The following is an 18,332-nucleotide window of genomic DNA, read 5'->3' on the forward strand; positions in this document are numbered from 1 at the left end:
CATGTTGTGATATATTACAAGCAGGCGTAAGACTTCCGCGCGATCTGCGGCATGCTGCAGTGCGAAATGAGACGACGGGCGCGAGGCGCCTGTGATGGGAGGACAATTGCCGTGAAGATCACGTCGATCGAGACGCTGCGTACCGAGGAATTCTCCAACGTCATCTGGGTGCGCGTCCATACCGACACGGGCGTGATCGGTCTCGGCGAAACCTTCTATGGTGCAGGCGCGGTCGAAGCGCAGATCCACGACACCTTTGCCGGTCGCCTGCTCGGCCGCAATCCGCTTCACATCGAAGCCATCCACCGCGACATGCTGAACCTGCCGATGGCGCAGTCCTCGACCGGCGTCGAATATCGCGCGGCCTCCGCGATCGACATCGCGCTGTGGGATCTGTTCGGCAAGGTTTGCAATCAGCCGGTACACCAGATGCTCGGCGGCCTCTGCCGCGACAAGCAGCGCATCTACAACACTTGTGCCGGCACACAATATGTCCGCTCCACCAATATCAGCCCGGTCGCGAATTGGAATCTCGGCGCGTCCAAAGGTCCCTATGAGGATCTCGACGGCTTCATGCACCACGCCGGCGCGCTCGCCGAAAACCTTCTGGAGAGCGGCATCTCCGCGATGAAGATCTGGCCGTTCGATCCGGCGGCCCAGGAGAACAAGGGTCTCTACATTACCGCCGCGCAGATGAAGCAGGCGATCGAACCGTTCGAGAAGATCCGAAAAGCGGTCGGCGACAAGATGGAGATCATGGTCGAGCTCCATTCGCTCTGGAACCTGCCGACCGCCAAGCAGATCGCGCGAGCGCTCGAGCCCTACAAGCCGACCTGGTACGAAGATCCGATCCGCATGAACTCGCCACAGGCGCTGGCCGAATATGCCCGCTCCACTGACGTCTGGGTCTGCGCCAGCGAGACTCTGGGCTCGCGCTTCCCCTACAAGGACATGCTCGACCGCGATGCCATGCATGTGGTGATGGCGGATCTGTGCTGGACCGGCGGCCTCACCGAAGGCCGCAAGATCGCGGCGATGGCCGAAACCTATCACCGGCCCTTCGCGCCGCACGATTGCATCGGCCCGATCGGCTTCATCGCCGCCATCCACATGTCGTTCAGCCAGCCCAACACGCTGATCCAGGAATCGGTGCGCGCCTTCTACAAGGGCTGGTATAATGAGCTCGTCACCACCATGCCCACGATCAAGGATGGATTTGTTTATCCGATGGAAGGACCGGGCCTCGGCGTCGACCTTCTGCCCGCCGTATTCGACCGCTCCGATTTGACCGTGCGCCGTTCCAACGTCTGAGGATTTTCTTGAGATGAGCACCGCCCTCTTCGATCTTACCGGCCGTACCGCGCTCGTGACCGGCTCCTCCCGCGGCCTCGGCCGCGCCATTGCCGAAGGCATGGCCAAGGCCGGCGCCAAGGTCATCGTCAATGGCGTCGATCCCATGCGCGTCGAGCAGGCCGTCGCCGAGTTTCGTGCCGCCGGCCACCAGGCCGAAGGCGCCGCGTTCAACGTCACCGATGAGCCCGCGATCGTCGCGGCGTTCGACAATTTCGACAAAAAGGGCATTGCGGTCGACATCCTCGTCAACAATGCCGGCATCCAGCATCGCAAGCCGCTGGTGGAATTCACCACCGACGAATGGCGCAAGGTGATCGAGACCAACCTCACCAGCGCCTTCGTGATCGGCCGCGAAGCCGCCAAGCGCATGATCCCGCGCAAGCACGGCAAGATCATCAATATCGGCTCGCTCGGCAGCGAGCTCGCGCGCCCGACGATTGCGCCCTACACCGCGGCCAAGGGCGGCATCAAGAACCTCACCCGCTCGATGGCGGTGGAATGGGCCCAGCACGGCATCACAGCCAATGCGATCGGACCCGGCTACATGCTGACCGACATGAACGAGGCACTGGTCAACAACACCGACTTCAACAATTGGCTGATGGGTCGCATTCCCTCCAAGCGCTGGGGCAAGCCGGACGAACTGGTGGGCGCCGCGATCTTCCTCGCGTCGGACGCCTCGACCTATGTCAACGGCCAGATCATCTATGTCGATGGCGGCATGATCGCCGCGATGTGACCCGCGAACCGCTAAAGGAACGAGCCATGCGCGCCGTCGTCATTCACGCACCGAAGGATCTGCGGATCGACAGCTACCCCGATCCCGCCCCCGGGCCGAGAGAAGTCCGCGTCAAGATCGCCAATGGCGGCATCTGCGGCTCCGACCTGCATTACTATCACCACGGCGGCTTCGGCGTCGTGCGCATCCAGCAGCCGATGGCGCTGGGCCACGAGATCGCGGGCGTGGTCGCGGCGGTCGGCGACGATGTCACTGCACTGAAGCCGGGTACCCGGGTCGCGGTCAATCCGAGCAAACCGTGTGGCCAGTGCCTGCATTGCCAGGAAGGCATGCGCAACCAGTGCCTCGACATGCGGTTCCTCGGCAGCGCGATGCGCTTTCCCCACGTGCAAGGCGGCTTTCGTGAGTTCATCACGGTCGATGCCACGCAGGCCGTGCCGATCGCGGACAAGCTCTCACTGGCGGAGGCGGCCGTGGCCGAGCCGCTCGCGGTGTGCCTGCATGCCGGCAAGCAGGCCGGTCCCCTGCTCGGCAAGCGCGTGCTCATCACCGGCTGCGGCCCGATCGGTGCGCTGATGATCCTGGTGTCGCGGTTCGGCGGCGCCGCCGAGATCGTTGTGACCGATGTCGCCGATGCGCCGCTCGCGGTCGCAAGGAAGCTCGGCGCCACGCACGCCATCAATGTCGCGACCAATGCCACCGCGCTCGATCCCTGGCGCGCCGGCAAGGGGGTATTCGACACGCTGTTCGAGGCTTCCGGCAACCAGGCGGCGCTCCGCACCGCACTCGACGTGCTCAGGCCCGGCGCCACCCTCGTGCAGCTCGGCCTCGGCGGCGAGATGACGCTGCCGATCAACTCCATCGTCGCCAAGGAATTGCAGCTCCGCGGTACTTTCCGCTTCGACCCCGAGTTCGAGCTTGCGGTGCGGCTGATGGGCGAAGGCCTGATCGACGTGAAGCCGCTGATCACGGCGACCATGCCGTTCGAGAACGCAGTCGCTGCGTTCGAGCTCGCCAGCGACAGGTCGCAGTCGATGAAGGTGCAGTTGACGTTCTAGAGCTACCGGCTCTCGATCAACCGGTCGCTGACCAACCTCACGGCGCCCCGTTTCCAGGAATAATCCGCGCCCAGGCGCAGGCCGCTGTCGCCGCGTGCCAGCACCGCACCGGTTCTGGCATCGCGGACCTGGAAGCCGAGCGTGTATTCGGTGCGGCTGACCCGCCGTACCACCCCGATCAGCGACTGATCCGCGCCAAGCTTTCGTGCGATCGCGGCCTCGCAGCCGCCACAGTCGCGCAAGGCACGCGCCTTCACTGCCTCGCCGCTGACGTCGACGATGCGGTAGCGACCGGATTGACCAAGGGCGTCACGGACACTGCCGGTGACTTCGGCCAGGTATGACGTATCCGACGTGGCCGACGCGCCCGCCGAAGCAGCGGTTGTGTCCTCGAGCTCGAATTCGAACACGGCCAGCGCGACCGGCGCGGGCGTGGCAAGTGCGGCCATGACCTCGCGAGACACGAACATCCCGGCGCGCTCCCATGATTCATCGTTGTCGCCGCGGAAGGTGTAGAGCTTGTCCATCACGACCTTCCTGGCGCCGACGTCGATCACGGCGACCTTGGCCCACTGCACCAGCGTGCTCGTCTTCTGGATGCCGCCGATGACCTTGAATGCCGCACCGTCCTGCGCCGACGGCACTGGCCGGTAGCGGCCGTCTGCGCCGATATCCCGCCTGAGCGCGGCCATGAAGGCTGACAGCCTTCGCTCGTGGGCGGCGGTCTGGTTCGCCGGCTCGGCCGACGTATCGGTATAGCTGAAGTCGTCCATTGCAACGCCGATGGCGTCCCCGGCGTCGGCCGCCGAATACGCCGTGGGGAGGACGTAGATGAGGAAAGCAGAGAGGATCAACCGGCAGCGGTACATGAGCGGGCCTCGTGCGACGGAGTGGCCGCAATCTGGACGGCAGAATCAGGCCCTGCAGCGGCGCAGGTCCCGGCCAGCACCGGGAAATTTTCACGACGGTGCACCGCGGTAGCGCCTGGCGGCTTTCCGCCGGTTGCGTTCTGCCGTCTAATGCGGAAGCGACAAACCCGTTCGCGCCAGGTGCCCGCCAATGTGGAACCGTCCGAGGTTCGATCTCAAGGTCCGTCTGACGTTGCGCGTGGCCGCCATATCGGCCGCCTGCTTCGCCGCGATCTCCGCCTATTTCCTGATTACCGCCGATCGTGCGGCCCATGCCCGCATCGACGATATCGCCGCCATCGTGGCGAAGTCGCTGGAGCTGCAACAAGGCAAAATCCAATGGGTGGCCAGCCCACGCTCGGACTTTCCCAATCTTGATCCCGTTTCGGCCTATGTGATGACGCCCGGCCTGTGTCTGGCATTCCGTGGCGCAAGCGGCGATATCCTCCAGCGCTTCTGTAGCGGTGCGCCGATTCCGGCGAGGCTGCCGCCGCAAGTCTTCGCGGCCTTCTATCGCAGCCTGTTCGACCCCGGCCGCGCGGCGGTACGGCCCGTGATCGTGCGCGGAACGAAGCTCGGCGAGACTGTGGTCTCGGTCGATCCGGCCGTGCAGACGGCCGAGGCCTGGCACGAGGCCGGCCGCCTGATGCTCGCGCTTGCGATCGCACTGCCGTTGTTGTGCACGCTGGTTTATGCCGCCCTTGCCCGTGCGCTGCGTCCGACCCGCATGATACGCACCGGCCTCGAGCGGATTGCCGACGGCGACCTCGCCGCGCGGCTGCCGCCGTTCGACCTTGCCGAGCTCTCCGCGATCAGAGACGTCTTCAACCATCTCGCCGAAAGCCTCGACATCGCGCTTGCCGAACGCAGCGAGCTGACGCGCAAGCTGATCGCGCTCCAGGATGAGGAACGCCGCCATCTCGCGCGCGAGCTGCATGACGAGTTCGGCCAGTCGCTCGCCGCAATCCGCGCGCTCGCCGCATCCGCCCGCCAGACCGCCGCGCAGGACTGCCCGTCCCTGCTCGGCGAATGCGACGGCATCGCGCGGACCGCAACCGGCATGATGGAGACGCTGCGCGGTGCGCTGTTCCGGCTGCGCCCGCCGGACGTCGAGGAGCTCGGGCTTGTCGCCAGCCTCGAAGGCCTGGTCGCGGGATGGAACGGACGCAGCCGCGGAGAAACGCGCTTCACCATCCGTTTCCACGGGGCGTTCGACACGCTGCCGGTCACGATCAGCGCCAGCCTCTACCGGATCGTGCAGGAGGCGCTCACCAATGCCGCCAAGCATGCCAGCGCCACGAAGGTGAGCCTGGAATTGACCATGCGCACCCGCGAGATCGCACTTGCGATCGACGATGACGGACGGTCGACCGATCCCGTCGCAAAATCAGGAATGGGCCTGCTCGGCATGCGCGAGCGCGTCGCGGCCCTGCGCGGCCAGTTGAGCTTCGAGACCGCGCCGAACGGTGGCTCCGCATTGCGCGTGGTCATTCCGCTCGCCGCCGCCGATCGGATTCCGCTGGAGGACGCCGCATGAGCGCGGCCGGCGCGACCATTTTGCTGGTGGACGACCATTCCGTCGTCCGCGAGGGCTATCGCTCCGTGCTTCAGAAGCAGCCGGGGCTTCGGGTCATCGCCGAAGCCGCCGACGGCGCGGAGGCCTACCGTCTGTACAAATCCGAGACGCCAGATCTCGTTATCATGGATCTGAGCATGCCCGGCATCGGCGGTATCGAGGCCATCAGACGCATCAGGCAATGGGACAAGAGCGCGAGAATCCTGGTTTTCACCATGCACGAAAATGCCGGCTTTGCCGTGCAGGCGATCCGCGCCGGCGCCAGAGGCTATGTCACCAAGACCAGCCCGCCGGAGACGCTGGTCCGTGCCGTGATGGATGTGCTCGCCGGCAAGATCGCCATCAGCCCCGACATCGACCACGAGCTCGCGCTCAGCCGGATCAGTGGCGAGAACTCGGCCGCCGACGTCCTCACGCCGCGCGAGTTCGAGGTGCTGCGGCTGCTGCTCGCCGAGAACACGACGGAGGAGATCGCCGAGACGCTCCATGTCAGTCCGAAGACGGTGGCGAACCTTCATTCCATGATCAAGGACAAGCTCGGCGTCGGGTCCGACATCGAGCTGGTCCGGCTGGCGCTGCGCCAGGGCATATTGACAGAGGTCGATCTCGGCGAGGCTTGATCGCCGTCTGCACTATCATTCTTGGCGGCGGATCATTCGCGCGCGACCACCGAATCCAGCCACGCGCAGTTCAGGGGCGGCACGCGCGGGTCGGCGACGCGCACGCCACGGGATGCCGCGTCGAGCCGCATGTCACGCAGCCGCTTGCGTTGCTCTTCCGGCATGGTCAGCCGCTCGTGGCCCCACAGCGACGGGCCGTCAAAAGTCTCGTGCGGCTGCCAGGTCTCGGGATCGATGATCCGCCCGCCCCAGCCATATTCGATGAAGAAACCGGACGGCGTGTTCACGTAGAACGAGGTCATGTGGTCGTTGGTATGCCGTCCGAGCGTGTAGGCGACGCGGCCGTCGTCCATCTGCGCGAGGTCGTAGCCCTGCCCGACATCGTCGAGGCTGCCAAGCTCGACCATGAAATGGTGCAGCGCTTTCCGCCCCGAGCCAACCATCGCAAAGGAGTGGTGGCGGCCGTTGACGTGGAAGAAATAGAGCCCGTAGGGCTTGAGGCCGAAATCGGAAACGTGAAAGCCTAGTACGTCACGATAGAACGGCAGCAACGGCTCGACGTCTTCCACGTTCATCACGACGTGACCCATGCCGAGGGCTCCGGTACGAAAACCCGAGATCGGCCGGCCCGGCTTGAACGGCTCGGTCGCAAGCTCGGGCTTGCAGAAGGCCTCAAGCCGGTTGCCGGCAGGGTCCGCGAACGTGATCAGCTCGGCGACATGACGTTCGTCGGCGAGCGCGCGCGAGCCGCGCGTCACCTTCACGCTATGGCTTTCCAGCCGCGCGGCCAGCTGATCGAGCTCGGCGGTCGACGGAACTTCCCAGCCCATCACCGCCAGCCCGGCATCGCTGCTGCCATCGACGATCAGCCGCTGCTTCCGATCGTCCATGCGGAATGCGCGCATCCTGCCGCCGCGATCGATCTGCTGCATACCGAGCAGCCCGGTCGCCATCCGGCCCCATTGGTCGAGCTGGGATGAATTGATCCCGATATAGCCGAGCGCGGTGATTTCCATCGAATTCCTCCCGAGGCATCGCGTCCGCCGCACTGCGGCGAACTTGATACCGGCCGCGCGCGACCCTACGGTGGCATCCCGCAATCGCCTCGCGTTCGCAAAGACGATAATCGCGAGGCCGCAGGCTACAAGGGAGGAAATGCGAAGTGTCCAAGGAGCGGACGCCGAACGGTCAGCCGCGGCAGTCTGAGGGCGTCCGCGCGTTCAAGCGTGGGCTGGACGTGCTGCACGAAGTCAACCGCTCCGGCGGCATCCGCGCCGGCGATGTCGCCCGCGCGCTCGACCTGCCTCGCCCGACCGTCTACCGCCTGCTCGAGACGCTCGAGGAACTCGGCTATGTCGCACGCAGCGCCAGCGACGACCGTTTTCGTGTGACCCGGCGTGCGCTCAGCCTTGGCGACGGGTACGATCCCGGCGTGGTGATCTGCCAGGCGGCGGCACCTTATCTGGCCGAACTGAGCAAGACCCTGGTCTGGCCGGTCGATCTCTCGACTTACGAAAACGCCGCGATGGTGGTGCAGGAGACCACGCATTCGCGCAGCCCGCTCTCGATCGACCGCGGCATGATCGGCAAGCGCCTGCCGATGCTGCGGACGTCCGCGGGCCGCGCCTATCTCGCCGCCAGCCCCGCGCGCGAGCGCGACCTGATCGTCAATCATCTCCGCCGGATCGACGAGGCCGAAGATCGCCCCTTTCTCGACGAAGCCCGCCTCGACCGCATGATCGCCGAGACGCAGGCGCGTGGCTACGCGATCCGCAGCGAGGGCGAATACAATCCCAAGACCGCCTCGATCGCCGTGCCCATCGTGCGCAACGGCGCGGTGTTCGGCTGCATCTCCATCATCTGGATCCGCTCGGCCCTCAAGATTGAGGAAGCCGTGGCGCAGTTTGCGGCGCAGCTTCAGGAGACGGCGTCGGCCATTCCCGTCGAGATCTAGGCGAGCCGTCCGCTGGGCGGACACTTGGCGCGGCGGCGTTGATGCGGTGGCATCGCCTGGGGAAGAGATACCCCATGCAAGATAAATCCGTCCCTGAAGATTATGACGTCGTGATCGTCGGCCGCGGCCCGGTCGGCGCCACGTTCGCAAACTTGCTCGGCCTGTGCGGCGTTCGCACGCTGGTGCTGGAGCGCGAGGCGCGGACCTATCATTTGCCGCGTGCCGTGCATTTCGACGATGAGTGCATGCGCGTGTTCCAGACCATCGGTCTCGCCGAGGCGATCCTGCCGCAGACAATCCTCAGCCCCGGCATGCTGTTTCTGGATGCCGACGGCAAGATGCTGCTGGACTGGTCGCGGCCGCAAACCCCTACGCAGATGGGCTGGAATCTCAGCTATCGCTTCCACCAGCCCGACCTGGAGGACGTGCTGATCGCCGGCCTGTCACGCTGGCCGCACGTCACCTTGCGCAATCGCTGCGACGTGTTCGCGCTGGATCAGGACGACACCGGCGTGCGCGTCCGCTACGAGGACGTCTCCAGCGGGAGGCTGAGCGAAGTCCGCGTCCGCTACGTCATCGGTTGCGACGGTGCCCGCTCGCTGGTGCGCCGCTTCATCGGCTCCGGCATGGACGACCTCGGCTTCCACGAGCGCTGGCTGGTGATCGACGTGCTGCTCAAGCGCGACCGCGACGATCTCGGCGACTACAGCATCCAGCATTGCGATCCACGCCGACCGGCGACCTATGTCCGGGGCACGGGCACGCGGCGACGCTGGGAGATCACCGTGCTTCCGGACGAGGACTCCCAGGAGGTGACCCAGCCGGCAAATGTCTGGAAGCTGCTGTCGCGCTGGATCACGCCCGAGGATGCCGAACTCGAGCGCGCCGCGGTCTACACCTTTCATTCCGTCATCGCGCAGCAATGGCGCAGCGGTCGTCTGCTGCTCGCGGGCGATTCCGCACACCAGACCCCGCCCTTCCTCGGCCAGGGCATGTGCGCCGGCATCCGCGATGCCGCCAACCTCGCCTGGAAACTCGCCAGCGTCATCCGTGACCGCGCCACGCCTGATATGCTCGACACCTATCAGAGCGAGCGCCAACCGCATGTGCGCGAGTTCATCGAGCTCGCTATCCGCCTCGGCGGCATCATCAACACCAAGGCGATCGAAGCGGGCCTTGCCGCCGGCGAGGCGCGCGCGAATGCACCGGTCAGGCTCGAGGTGAAGAAGCCCCTGCTCGGCCCCGGACTCGTGCTCGGCGATCTGCCTCTCGCCGGACATCTCGTGCCGCAGTTCGAGCTGAACGACGGTCGCCGCAGCGACGACCGGACCGGCTACAGCCATGTGCTGCTGGTCGAGACCGCGGCCGCGCCGCCATCGCGTCTCGCTCTTTCGCAAGCTGGAATCGAAATCCTGACCAGCGACGACGCCGAAGGTGTCGGATCATGGTTGCGCGAGCACGGCATCATCGCCGCACTGGTTCGCCCCGACCGCTACGTCCGCGGTAGCGCCCGCAACGGTACCGAGCTCGACCGGCTGATTGCCGCCATCACGCCTCCAACCCACGTGCCGTCCGCGGCCTGACCGACTTCGCTCAAGGACACCTCATGAAGCTTCTCTCTTTCATCGCCGACGGCCATGCCTCCTTCGGGGCCGTCAAGGACAACGGCGTCGTCGATCTCGGGGCACGCATGACAGGCTGCTCGACGCTGCGGCAGCTGCTCGAAGCTGGTCGCGTTGCCGAGGCGGCAAAGCTCGTCGCGTCCACGGCGCCCGATCATTCCCTCGACAAGATCAGCTTCGCGCCCGTCATCCCCGATCCCGGCAAGATCATCTGCGTCGGCCTGAACTATCGCGACCACGTCGCCGAGACCGGGCGCACCGTCACCGAGAAGCCGGCGCTGTTCGTGCGCTTTCCGTGCAGCCAGGTCGGCCATCTCCAGCCGATCGTGAAGCCGAAGGTCAGCGACGATTTCGACTATGAGGGCGAGCTTGCGCTCGTCATCGGCAAGGAAGGACGGCACATCCCCGCGAACCGCGCGCTCGACCACATCGCCGGCTATTCCTGCTACAACGAGGGCAGCATCCGAGACTGGCAGCGCCACACCAGCCAGTTCCTCTCCGGCAAGACCTTTTCGGAGAGCGGCAGTTTTGGTCCGTGGCTGGTGACGGCCGACGAGATCGCCGATCCGTCGAAGCTTACCTTGCGGACGCGCCTGAACGGCACCGTGGTACAGGACACCACCACCGATCTCCTGATCACCGGCATCCCCGAGCTGATCGCCTACATCGCGACGATCTGCCCCCTTGTCCCCGGCGATGTCATTGTCACGGGCACGCCCGGCGGCGTCGGCGCAAAGCGCACGCCGCCGCTGTGGATGCGCCCCGGCGACACCGTCGAGGTCGAGATCTCCGGCATCGGAACCTTGCGCAACAAGGTCATCGCCGAACCGGCCTGACCGCCAACGCCAAGATCAATCAACGACAACAAAATCAGGAAACGCCATGAGCACGCTTCGCACGACATCGACCGCCATCCTGCTGATCACGCTGACGCTCGCAGGCACCATCGCCCACGCGGAAATCAAGGGCGAGGCCGTCCGCATCGGTGTCCTCACCGACATGAACGGCATCTTCGCGACCGCGATGGGCCCGGGCTCGGTCGAGGCGGCGCGGATGGCGGCGGAGGAGTTCGGCGGCAAGATCAACGGCAAGCCGATCGAGATCCTACAGGCCGACCACCAGAACAAGCCGGACCTTGCGGCCTCGCTCGCCCGCAAATGGTTCAGCGACGGCGTGCAGGCGATCGCGGACGGCGGCAGTTCCGGTGCCGCGCTCGCGGTGCAGGAACTGGTGCGCGGCAACGGAAAAATCTTCCTCGTCTCCGGCGCTGGCGCCAACCAGCTCACCGACGGAGCCTGTGCACCGAGTAGCGTGCAGTGGACCCAGGACGCCTATTCGACCGCGACCGCAGTGGTCTCCGGCATCATGCAGACCAGCAAGGAGCCGTGGTTCTTCATCACCGGCGACTACGCCTTCGGCCATTCGATCGAGGCAACCGCGCGCGCCCGCATCACCGAGCTCGGCGGCAAGGTCGCCGGCAGCGTCAAGGCGCAGCTCGGCACGCCCGACTACAGCTCGTTCCTGCTTCAGGCGCAGTCCTCGAGCGCAAAGATTCTCGCGATCAACCTCGCCGGCGACAACGCCACGGCGATCAAGCAGGCGGAAGAATTCGGTCTTGCCGACCAGGGCATCAAGATCGTGCCGATGTCGTTCCAGAACGTCGATATCGAGGCCGTCGGGTTGAAGGCGACGCGCGGCGATCTCATCGTCACCTCGTTCTTCGAGGACATCTCGCCGGCAGCCCGGAGATTCTCCGATGCGTTCTTCGCTCGCCGCAAAGCGATGCCCTCGCAGATCCAGGCCGGAGTCTATTCCGCCGTGCGCCACTATCTCCAAGCCGTGAAGGATACCGACTCGGACGACAGCGCGGCCGTGATGGCGAAGATGAAGGCGACGCCCATCTCCGACGCTTACACGCCCAATGGTCGCATCCGCGAGGACCAGCGCATGGTGCACGATCTCTATTTGGTGCAGGTCAAGACGCCGGAGGAATCGAAAGGACCCTGGGACTTCGTCAAGCTGGTCGCAACCATCCCGCCCGACCAGGCCTTCCGCCCGCTTGAACGCAGCAAGTGCGGCCTGGTCGGCAAGTAAGCCGTCAGGCGAGGTAGCGCGTGAGATAGCCTTCCATGGCGTAAAGCGCGCAGAGCGCGAGGCTCGACCACACCGCCGCGGTGAAATACAGGAACATCCAGGTCAGCTCGCCCTTCCAGTGCGCGATGTCGTGGGTCACGACCCATCGCGTCGAGACGTCGTGCAGGCCTTCGAGGAGGCCGAGGAATCTGTTGCCCTCTTCATGCCCGGCCCGCCAGCGGCTGAGATACATCGGGACGTCGACGGTGACGAGGAAGGCGAGGAAACAGGCGATGCCGACGATGCCGGCAATCAACGCCCAGCGCACCGGTCCCCGGAATTCAGGCATCAGCCGGCACAGCGCGATGCCCGCGAGGAAGAACGTCACCGCCCACAGCGAGTTCTCGATCGCGTTGTAGAGGAAGTTGGTGGTCACGACCGCGTACCAGGAGAAGCACTCCGCGATGATGATGATCGGCACGATGACCCACGCGATATTCACGACGGTCTCGGCGCCAGTCATGGTGCCGAGCTGGTGCAGGATAACCGCCCATTGCGCGGCGAAGCAGACTTCCGCCACGGTCGCCACCGTGCGGCCGACGAAGACGCTGGAGAGCCAGGTGTCGAAAAGGCAGATGCGTTGCACGTCGGCGCGCGGCAGGAACGAGCGGAAGGCGCAGCCGAACACATAGCCTGCGCAGAGCAGGAACATCAGTCCGATATCCGAGCCGCCGCCGACACTGCCGGCAACCGTTGGATAGAACTCGCGGTAGAGCATGAACCAGACGAGGATGTTGGCACTGCTGACGAGCGTCAGGGACCCCCACCACCACGCGAGGGGATTTGACCGCGCCTGCCACTGCAACATGAATCGCTCCGCTGTAATCGATGTGACACGTCTTCGTAATAATCCTGTCACGGAACGCCGTGGAATCACGACAAAAATCTGTGCGCGGCTTCGCTCGCGCGGGTCTTTTTTGCCGGCAGTGACCGCGCCGATTTCGTCCACATATTGGACGGAGAAGGCGAGATTCTCGAATTTATTGGACAAGCGAACGCAGCAGGTCCATTAAACTCGGCATGGCTCAACGCGTCCGGACCAAACCGCCTCCCGCCTCCTCATCCGCGGCCGCAGTGCTGGCCTCGAGTGGCGATGACGCCGCGTTCGCGACGACGCTGGCAAAGGGCCTCGTGGTGCTCGAAGCCTTCAAGGCCGGAACGACACTTCTCGGCAACATGGAGCTCTCGACCCTGACGGGGATTCCGCGCCCGACGGTGGCGCGGCTGACGCATACGCTCGCCGAGCTCGGCTACCTCCGCTACGACGCCGAACGCGCCAAATATCGCGTCGGAGCACGGGCTTTGCGGATGGCGCATCCGCTGCTGGCCGACATGCAGTTCCGCCAGGTCGCACGTCCCATGATGCAGGAACTGGCGCAGAGCGTGCGCGGCACGGTCTCGATCGGTCTGCTCGACGGCACGTCGATGATCTATATCGAAACCGCGCGCTCCGGCGATGTCGGCCCGCACGTCCCCGACATCGGCATGCCCATTCCCGTGGTGATGACGGCAATGGGCCGCGCCGCGGCGGCAACGTTGCCGCCTGCCGATGCAGCGCTTCTCGAAGAGCGGATCGCAAGCGAGGATGCCGAGCTGTGGTCGGCCTTTCGCGACAGATATCGCGCCGGCCTCACGCAATGCGCCAGCCGCGGCTTCTGCACCTGCTGGGGCGAATACATGGCGTCGATCCACGCCGTCGCCGCCCCGCTGTTTCATGCCGATGAGACGAAGCGGTCGTTCTCCATCAATTGCGGCATCCCCGCGTTCCGGCTCCAGCCCGGCCAATTGGAGGGCGAGATCGGCCCGCGCATTGCCGCCCTCGCCGACAGCATCCGCGCCATCATCGGCGCGGCGGGGCCGGCGGCCGAGACACAAAAGCAAAACAAGAAGAGGGCCAGGAAATGAACAGGAATACTGGCGCTCCACCACCGGGAGGCCATCATGACCGTCACGCGCCGAACATTGTTGGGCACTCTCGCCCTTTCCCTGTCCGGGCTTCCATTCTCCGTACGCGCTGAGGACGCCTGGCCGTCGCGCCTGGTGCGGCTGATCTCGCCCTACGGGCCCGGCGGCTCCAACGACATCTCGCTGCGGCTGCTCGCCGAAGAGTTCGGCCGCAGCCTGCACCAGCAATTCATCGTCGAGAACAAGCCGGGCGCCGGCACGCGCATCGCCAACGATACGGTCGCGCATGCGCCGGGCGACGGCTACACCATTCTTTACGTCGCCGCACCCTACGCCACCGCCGAGGCGCTGTTCGGCAAACTGACCTACGAGCGCAAGGATCTGCAGCCGGTCGCGATGGCGGTGATCGCACCGCTATTCCTGATCATCAGCGCGGACGCGCCGTTCAAGACGCTCCCCGAATTAATCGCCTACGGCAAATCGAAGCCGGATGGCCTGACCTTCGCCTCGCCCGGCGCCGGCTCGCAGCCGCATCTCGCCGGCGAACTTCTGTTCAGGGACGCTGGCGTCAAGGGTCTCAACATTCCTTTCCGCGGCGATGCGGCGTCCTACACGGAGCTGCTCGCCGGCCGCGTCGATGCCACGCTGACGGCCCTGCCGACCGCTCTGCCCTATATCCAGAGCGGCAAGTTCATCGTGCTCGGCGTCGCCTCACCCGAGCGCAGCGCGCTCTACCCGCACGCGCCGACCTTGCGCGAGCAGGGCTTTCCCAACGTCGCGGCCGCCGGCTGGTACGGCTTCATGGCGCCATCGATCACGCCGCGCGCAATCGTCGACAAGCTGCAGGCCGAAGTCTTGCGGGCGCTCGCCGAACCCGCGATCAAGGACAAGCTGACCGCCCAGGGCCTCGAGGTGCGCGCCGGCACCGCCGCCGAGTTCGGCCAGTTCATCGACAACGAGACGAAAAAGTGGACCGGACTGATCCGCGAGGCCGGTCTCAAGGGCGAATGACGATCACAGGGAATGGAAATGACGAACGCTCTTCTCAAGCTCGCCGCAGCCTCGGGGCTGGTTGTCGCGCTGTCGATCCAGGTCGCGCAGGCGCAGAAGAAATACGATCCCGGCGCCTCCGACACCGAGATCAAGGTCGGCCAGACCGTGCCGCTCAGCGGCCCGGCCTCCGCCTATGCCGTGATCGGCAAGACCCAGGCCGCCTACATGACGATGATCAACGATCAGGGCGGCGTAAACGGGCGCAAGATCAGTCTGATCCAGTATGACGACGCCTATTCGCCGCCGAAGACGGTGGAGCAGATCCGCAGGCTGGTCGAGAGCGACGAGGTGCTGCTGACCTTCCAGATCATCGGCACCGCACCGAACGTCGCCGTGCAGAAATATCTCAACGCCAAAAAGGTTCCGCAGATCTTCGCGGCAACGGGCGCGGCGCGCTTCACCGATCCGAAGAACTTCCCCTGGACCATGGGCTTCAACCCTTCCTACCTCGTGGAGGGGCGGATCTATGCGCAATATCTTCTGAAGAACTATCCGAACGCCAGGATCGGCGTGCTCTACCAGAACGACGATCTCGGCAAGGACTACCTCGCCGGCTTCAAAGCAGGTCTCGGTGACAAGGCGAAGATGATCGTGGCGGAGACATCCTACGAGATCACTGAGCCGACCATCGACTCCCAGATCCTGCGGCTGAAGGATGCCGGCGCCGACGTGCTGTTCAGCGCCACGACGCCGAAACAGGCCGCACAGGCGATCAAGAAGGTTGCCGAGATCGGCTGGAAGCCGCTGCACATCATCGACATCAACGCTTCCTCGGTCAGCGCGGTGCTGAAGCCCGCCGGGCTCGACAATGCCAAGGGCGTCGTCAGCGTCGGCTATGTCAAGGATTCCGCCGATCCCGAGTGGAAGGACGATCCCGGCATGAAGCGCTATCTCGCCTTCATGGCGAAATACTACCCGGACGGCGACAGGGATTCGAACCTGAACGTCTACGGCTACATCACCGCGCAGCTCCTGGTGCAGGTGCTGAAGCAATGCGGCGATGACCTCACCCGCGAGAACGTGATGCGCCAGGCCGCCAGCCTCAAGAACGTCGTGCTTGACCTGACGTTGCCGGGCATCTCGGTGACGACGACGCCGACCGACTACCGCGTCAACAAGCAGTTCCAGATGGTGCAGTTCGACGGCCAGCGCTGGCAGAATCTCGGTGACATCGTCGCGGACGAAGCGAAGGAGTGAAGCCATCCAGCGAGACGGCCCTATTTCCTCCTCTCGTCATGCCCGGGTCAAGCCCAGGCATGACGACTGAGCGCGTGGCAGGCGAACCGCGAAGGCTGCGCCTCACCGCTTCATCCCGCCCACATAGGCCGCGAGCTTGTCCAGCGTCTGGTAGCCGTATTCGACGGCACCGAAGCCGATCATGCCGTCGCGCTGCTCCGTGCTCGAGGCCAGTTGCCGCATCATCAGCACGGTCTTGCCGTTGCTTTGCTCGGCGAAGGTGACGGTAAAGCGGAACATGCCGGGATCATCGTCCTGGTCGGTACCGTGATCCATCTCCATCAGAGACGGCCGCTCGATGCGGCGGAAGCGCATCCGGTTCGGATAGACCGTGCCGTCGGGGCCGATCATGTTGAAACGCCAGACCCCGCCGACGCGCACGTCGATCTCGAAGGTCTCGACCTCGAAGCCCTTCGGCCCGAACCATTGCGGCAGGTGCTTTGGGTCGGACCACGCCTCGAACACCAGATCGCGCGGCGCATCGATCACGCGGGACATCACGATCTCGCGGTCGAGCGACCATTGCGACAAGGCGGGATTGGCAGAATTGGTCATCGTCAGGCACCTTTCCGTTTGGTTGTTCGGGACGGTCGCTTTGCGGCCGCCCTCTCCTTCTCTTTCTTCAGTTGCATCACGTAAGCTTCGAACCGATCGAGCCGCGCTTCCCAGATCGCGCGCTGCTGCTGGAACCAGTCCTCAGCGCCGAGGAGTGCGTCCGGGCTGAGGCGGCAGGTGCGCACGCGGCCGGATTTCTCCGTCAGAACGAGCCCACTCGTCTCCAGCACGTGGATGTGTTTCATCAAGCTCGGCAGCGCCATCTCGAAGGGATCGGCGAGTTCGCCGACCGACGCCTCGCCGGCGCACAGCCGCATCACGATCGCCCGCCGTGTCGGGTCGGCAAGCGCTGCGAAGATCTGATCCAATCGGGACAATTGGTTAGCCATGTAGCTAACTATAGACTCGCCGCGAACCCACGTCAAGGATTGTTAGCCAACAAGCTAAGTTAATCCAGCGGCGTGGCCGCGCGCTTCGCGACGATCCCGGCTTCCCGCCCATGGGACTCAATCAACCGTGCGCAACGACGTCATTCGCGTCGGCGTGAATTACAAGCTCGGCGCGGTTAGAGGGTCCGCTGCGGAACTTCCAACGCGCAATTGTGAATTGAGGCGGGACGCGGTTTGCAGGCACGAATGGCGCTGGGGGCGTCGGCAACCTGCTCATCAAGCGCGTGTCCTTGTCACCTCGAAAACAGAAAGCCCCGGGCGAGCCGGGGCTTTCCAAGCCAGATTCGGAACGGGATGAAGCTCAGTATCTGGCGACGACAGGTCCGCCGAACTTGTAGTTCACGCCGACGCGCACGATGTTCGACTTGATGTCCACCGAGTGGGTGTAGACGTTGCTCGGGAATGGCACCGTGCCAGCAAATCCAATCAGGTTGGTGCTGGTCGCCGTTGTGCGGCCGAGGTCAACATAGAGGTATTCGGCCTTGAGCGACCAGCCGCCGCCGAACGCGTATTCGGTGCCAACACCTGCGGTCCAGCCGAGGCGCGTGTCGCGGATCGCCGCCGACTCCGTCGCCGCGGAGAATGTGTCGGTGAAGTTGAAATTACCCTTCACCTCGGAGATTGCAGCGCCACCGGTGGCGTAGAGCAGCCAGGTCGGAGCAGCCAGGAAGCCGATACGGCCCCGGACGGTGGCGAGCCAGTCGGCCGAGACCTGCGAGGACACGGTGAAGCCGGTCGGGGCGCAGCAGGGATAGAGCGCCGACCCGGACGCACTGCCCTTGAAGCCGAAATAGTTGATGTCGCCTTCGAGACCGAGCACGGCGTTGTTGACCTGCCAGTTGTAGCCGGCGGCAAAACCGCCAGTGACACTCGAGCTGTTGACGCGCTGGGCGCCGACAGCTGCAATCGCAGGAACACTGGAGCTCGCGAAATAGCCGGCGGGATCGAACACGGTCGAGGTGCCCGGATCGGCGCTACCCCATTGTCCGCCGACGTTGGCGCCGACATAGAAGCCGGTCCAGTTGTAGGCCGGCGCCATCACGGGCGCCTTGGTGTAGTGAGCCGCGAGATCCGCAGCGGACACGGACGCGGTGCCCAGGACAACCGATGCGACCACCAGCAAAAACTTCTTCATTCCAGTCTCCTTGCCCCACGCGAGCCAAGCTCGTGT

Annotated in this window: 18 protein-coding genes; 12 read left to right on the top strand and 6 right to left on the bottom strand. The window is 64.9% G+C overall.

Going from position 1 to position 18,332, the window contains the following annotated elements:
• Nucleotides 1-111: 111 nt before the first annotated feature.
• The 3 genes from JQ572_RS30510 to JQ572_RS30520 are packed head-to-tail and all read left to right on the top strand — an operon-like array spanning nt 112 to nt 3,150.
• On the top strand, nt 112-1,311 hold the full coding sequence (locus tag JQ572_RS30510; protein ID WP_211386535.1) for a mandelate racemase/muconate lactonizing enzyme family protein: 1,200 nt from the start codon (nt 112-114) through the stop codon (nt 1,309-1,311).
• Nucleotides 1,312-1,324: 13 nt separating this feature from the next.
• Nucleotides 1,325-2,092: an SDR family oxidoreductase gene (locus JQ572_RS30515; protein ID WP_211386536.1), complete on the top strand. Its 768-nt coding sequence runs from the start codon at nt 1,325-1,327 to the stop codon at nt 2,090-2,092.
• A gap of 26 nt (nt 2,093-2,118) precedes the next feature.
• A complete protein-coding gene (locus tag JQ572_RS30520; protein ID WP_211386537.1) occupies nt 2,119-3,150 on the top strand; it encodes an L-idonate 5-dehydrogenase in 1,032 nt (343 codons plus the stop codon).
• Between the two features lie 2 nt (nt 3,151-3,152).
• Here the strand turns inward: JQ572_RS30520 and JQ572_RS30525 are convergent, their stop codons facing one another.
• Entirely contained in the window at nt 3,153-4,019 is an 867-nt protein-coding gene (locus tag JQ572_RS30525) for a DUF3280 domain-containing protein (protein WP_211386538.1), read from the bottom strand.
• 190 nt (nt 4,020-4,209) lie between these two features.
• Between JQ572_RS30525 and JQ572_RS30530 the strand changes: the two genes are divergently transcribed.
• Both JQ572_RS30530 and JQ572_RS30535 read left to right on the top strand, forming a co-directional pair.
• Nucleotides 4,210-5,595, top strand: coding sequence for a sensor histidine kinase (locus JQ572_RS30530; protein ID WP_211386539.1), 1,386 nt, complete (start codon nt 4,210-4,212; stop codon nt 5,593-5,595).
• Nucleotides 5,592-6,254, top strand: a complete 663-nt coding sequence (locus tag JQ572_RS30535; protein WP_211386540.1) for a response regulator — start codon at nt 5,592-5,594, stop codon at nt 6,252-6,254. Before JQ572_RS30530 ends, JQ572_RS30535 begins: the two co-directional genes overlap by 4 nt.
• Before the next feature lie 32 nt (nt 6,255-6,286).
• On the opposite strand, the gene JQ572_RS30540 is transcribed toward JQ572_RS30535, so the two are convergent.
• Nucleotides 6,287-7,270 carry a VOC family protein gene (locus tag JQ572_RS30540; RefSeq protein ID WP_211386541.1) on the bottom strand — a complete coding sequence of 328 codons (984 nt, stop codon included), beginning with the start codon at nt 7,268-7,270 and terminating at the stop codon, nt 6,287-6,289.
• A gap of 146 nt (nt 7,271-7,416) precedes the next feature.
• On the opposite strand from JQ572_RS30540, the gene JQ572_RS30545 reads away from it, so the two are divergent.
• From JQ572_RS30545 to JQ572_RS30560, 4 genes are all read left to right on the top strand, one after another.
• Nucleotides 7,417-8,208: a DNA-binding transcriptional regulator gene (locus JQ572_RS30545; RefSeq protein ID WP_211386542.1), complete on the top strand. Its 792-nt coding sequence runs from the start codon at nt 7,417-7,419 to the stop codon at nt 8,206-8,208.
• Nucleotides 8,209-8,282: 74 nt separating this feature from the next.
• The gene (gene mhpA / locus JQ572_RS30550; RefSeq protein ID WP_211386543.1) at nt 8,283-9,791 is read left to right on the top strand and encodes a bifunctional 3-(3-hydroxy-phenyl)propionate/3-hydroxycinnamic acid hydroxylase MhpA; all 1,509 of its coding nucleotides are present in this window, start codon (nt 8,283-8,285) and stop codon (nt 9,789-9,791) included.
• A 23-nt stretch (nt 9,792-9,814) separates the two neighbouring features.
• A complete protein-coding gene (locus JQ572_RS30555; RefSeq protein WP_211386544.1) occupies nt 9,815-10,666 on the top strand; it encodes a fumarylacetoacetate hydrolase family protein in 852 nt (283 codons plus the stop codon).
• Between the two features lie 46 nt (nt 10,667-10,712).
• Entirely contained in the window at nt 10,713-11,924 is a 1,212-nt protein-coding gene (locus JQ572_RS30560; protein WP_211386545.1) for an ABC transporter substrate-binding protein, read from the top strand.
• A 4-nt stretch (nt 11,925-11,928) separates the two neighbouring features.
• Here JQ572_RS30560 and JQ572_RS30565 read toward each other — a convergent pair whose 3' ends face one another.
• On the bottom strand, nt 11,929-12,771 hold the full coding sequence (locus JQ572_RS30565) for a hypothetical protein (protein WP_211386546.1): 843 nt from the start codon (nt 12,769-12,771) through the stop codon (nt 11,929-11,931).
• Between the two features lie 212 nt (nt 12,772-12,983).
• Here JQ572_RS30565 and JQ572_RS30570 point away from each other — a divergent pair, with 212 nt between their 5' ends.
• From JQ572_RS30570 to JQ572_RS30580, 3 genes are read left to right on the top strand one after another with little or no spacing between them, the layout of a single operon-like run.
• Nucleotides 12,984-13,868 carry an IclR family transcriptional regulator gene (locus JQ572_RS30570; protein ID WP_211386547.1) on the top strand — a complete coding sequence of 295 codons (885 nt, stop codon included), beginning with the start codon at nt 12,984-12,986 and terminating at the stop codon, nt 13,866-13,868.
• 36 nt (nt 13,869-13,904) lie between these two features.
• Nucleotides 13,905-14,879: a Bug family tripartite tricarboxylate transporter substrate binding protein gene (locus JQ572_RS30575; protein ID WP_211386548.1), complete on the top strand. Its 975-nt coding sequence runs from the start codon at nt 13,905-13,907 to the stop codon at nt 14,877-14,879.
• Nucleotides 14,880-14,897: 18 nt separating this feature from the next.
• Nucleotides 14,898-16,118 carry an ABC transporter substrate-binding protein gene (locus JQ572_RS30580; protein WP_211386549.1) on the top strand — a complete coding sequence of 407 codons (1,221 nt, stop codon included), beginning with the start codon at nt 14,898-14,900 and terminating at the stop codon, nt 16,116-16,118.
• A gap of 102 nt (nt 16,119-16,220) precedes the next feature.
• On the opposite strand, the gene JQ572_RS30585 is transcribed toward JQ572_RS30580, so the two are convergent.
• The 3 genes from JQ572_RS30585 to JQ572_RS30595 form a co-directional block, all read right to left on the bottom strand.
• Nucleotides 16,221-16,712, bottom strand: coding sequence for an SRPBCC family protein (locus JQ572_RS30585; RefSeq protein ID WP_211386550.1), 492 nt, complete (start codon nt 16,710-16,712; stop codon nt 16,221-16,223).
• Nucleotides 16,713-16,714: 2 nt separating this feature from the next.
• Complete coding sequence (locus JQ572_RS30590; RefSeq protein WP_211386714.1) at nt 16,715-17,101, bottom strand: ArsR/SmtB family transcription factor; 387 nt, start codon at nt 17,099-17,101, stop codon at nt 16,715-16,717.
• Between the two features lie 361 nt (nt 17,102-17,462).
• Nucleotides 17,463-18,296, bottom strand: a complete 834-nt coding sequence (locus JQ572_RS30595) for an outer membrane protein (RefSeq protein WP_211386551.1) — start codon at nt 18,294-18,296, stop codon at nt 17,463-17,465.
• Nucleotides 18,297-18,332: the final 36 nt, after the last annotated feature.

It is taken from the genome of Bradyrhizobium sp. SZCCT0153 (assembly GCF_018129995.1).
In the GTDB taxonomy this organism is placed as follows: domain Bacteria; phylum Pseudomonadota; class Alphaproteobacteria; order Rhizobiales; family Xanthobacteraceae; genus Bradyrhizobium; species Bradyrhizobium japonicum_G.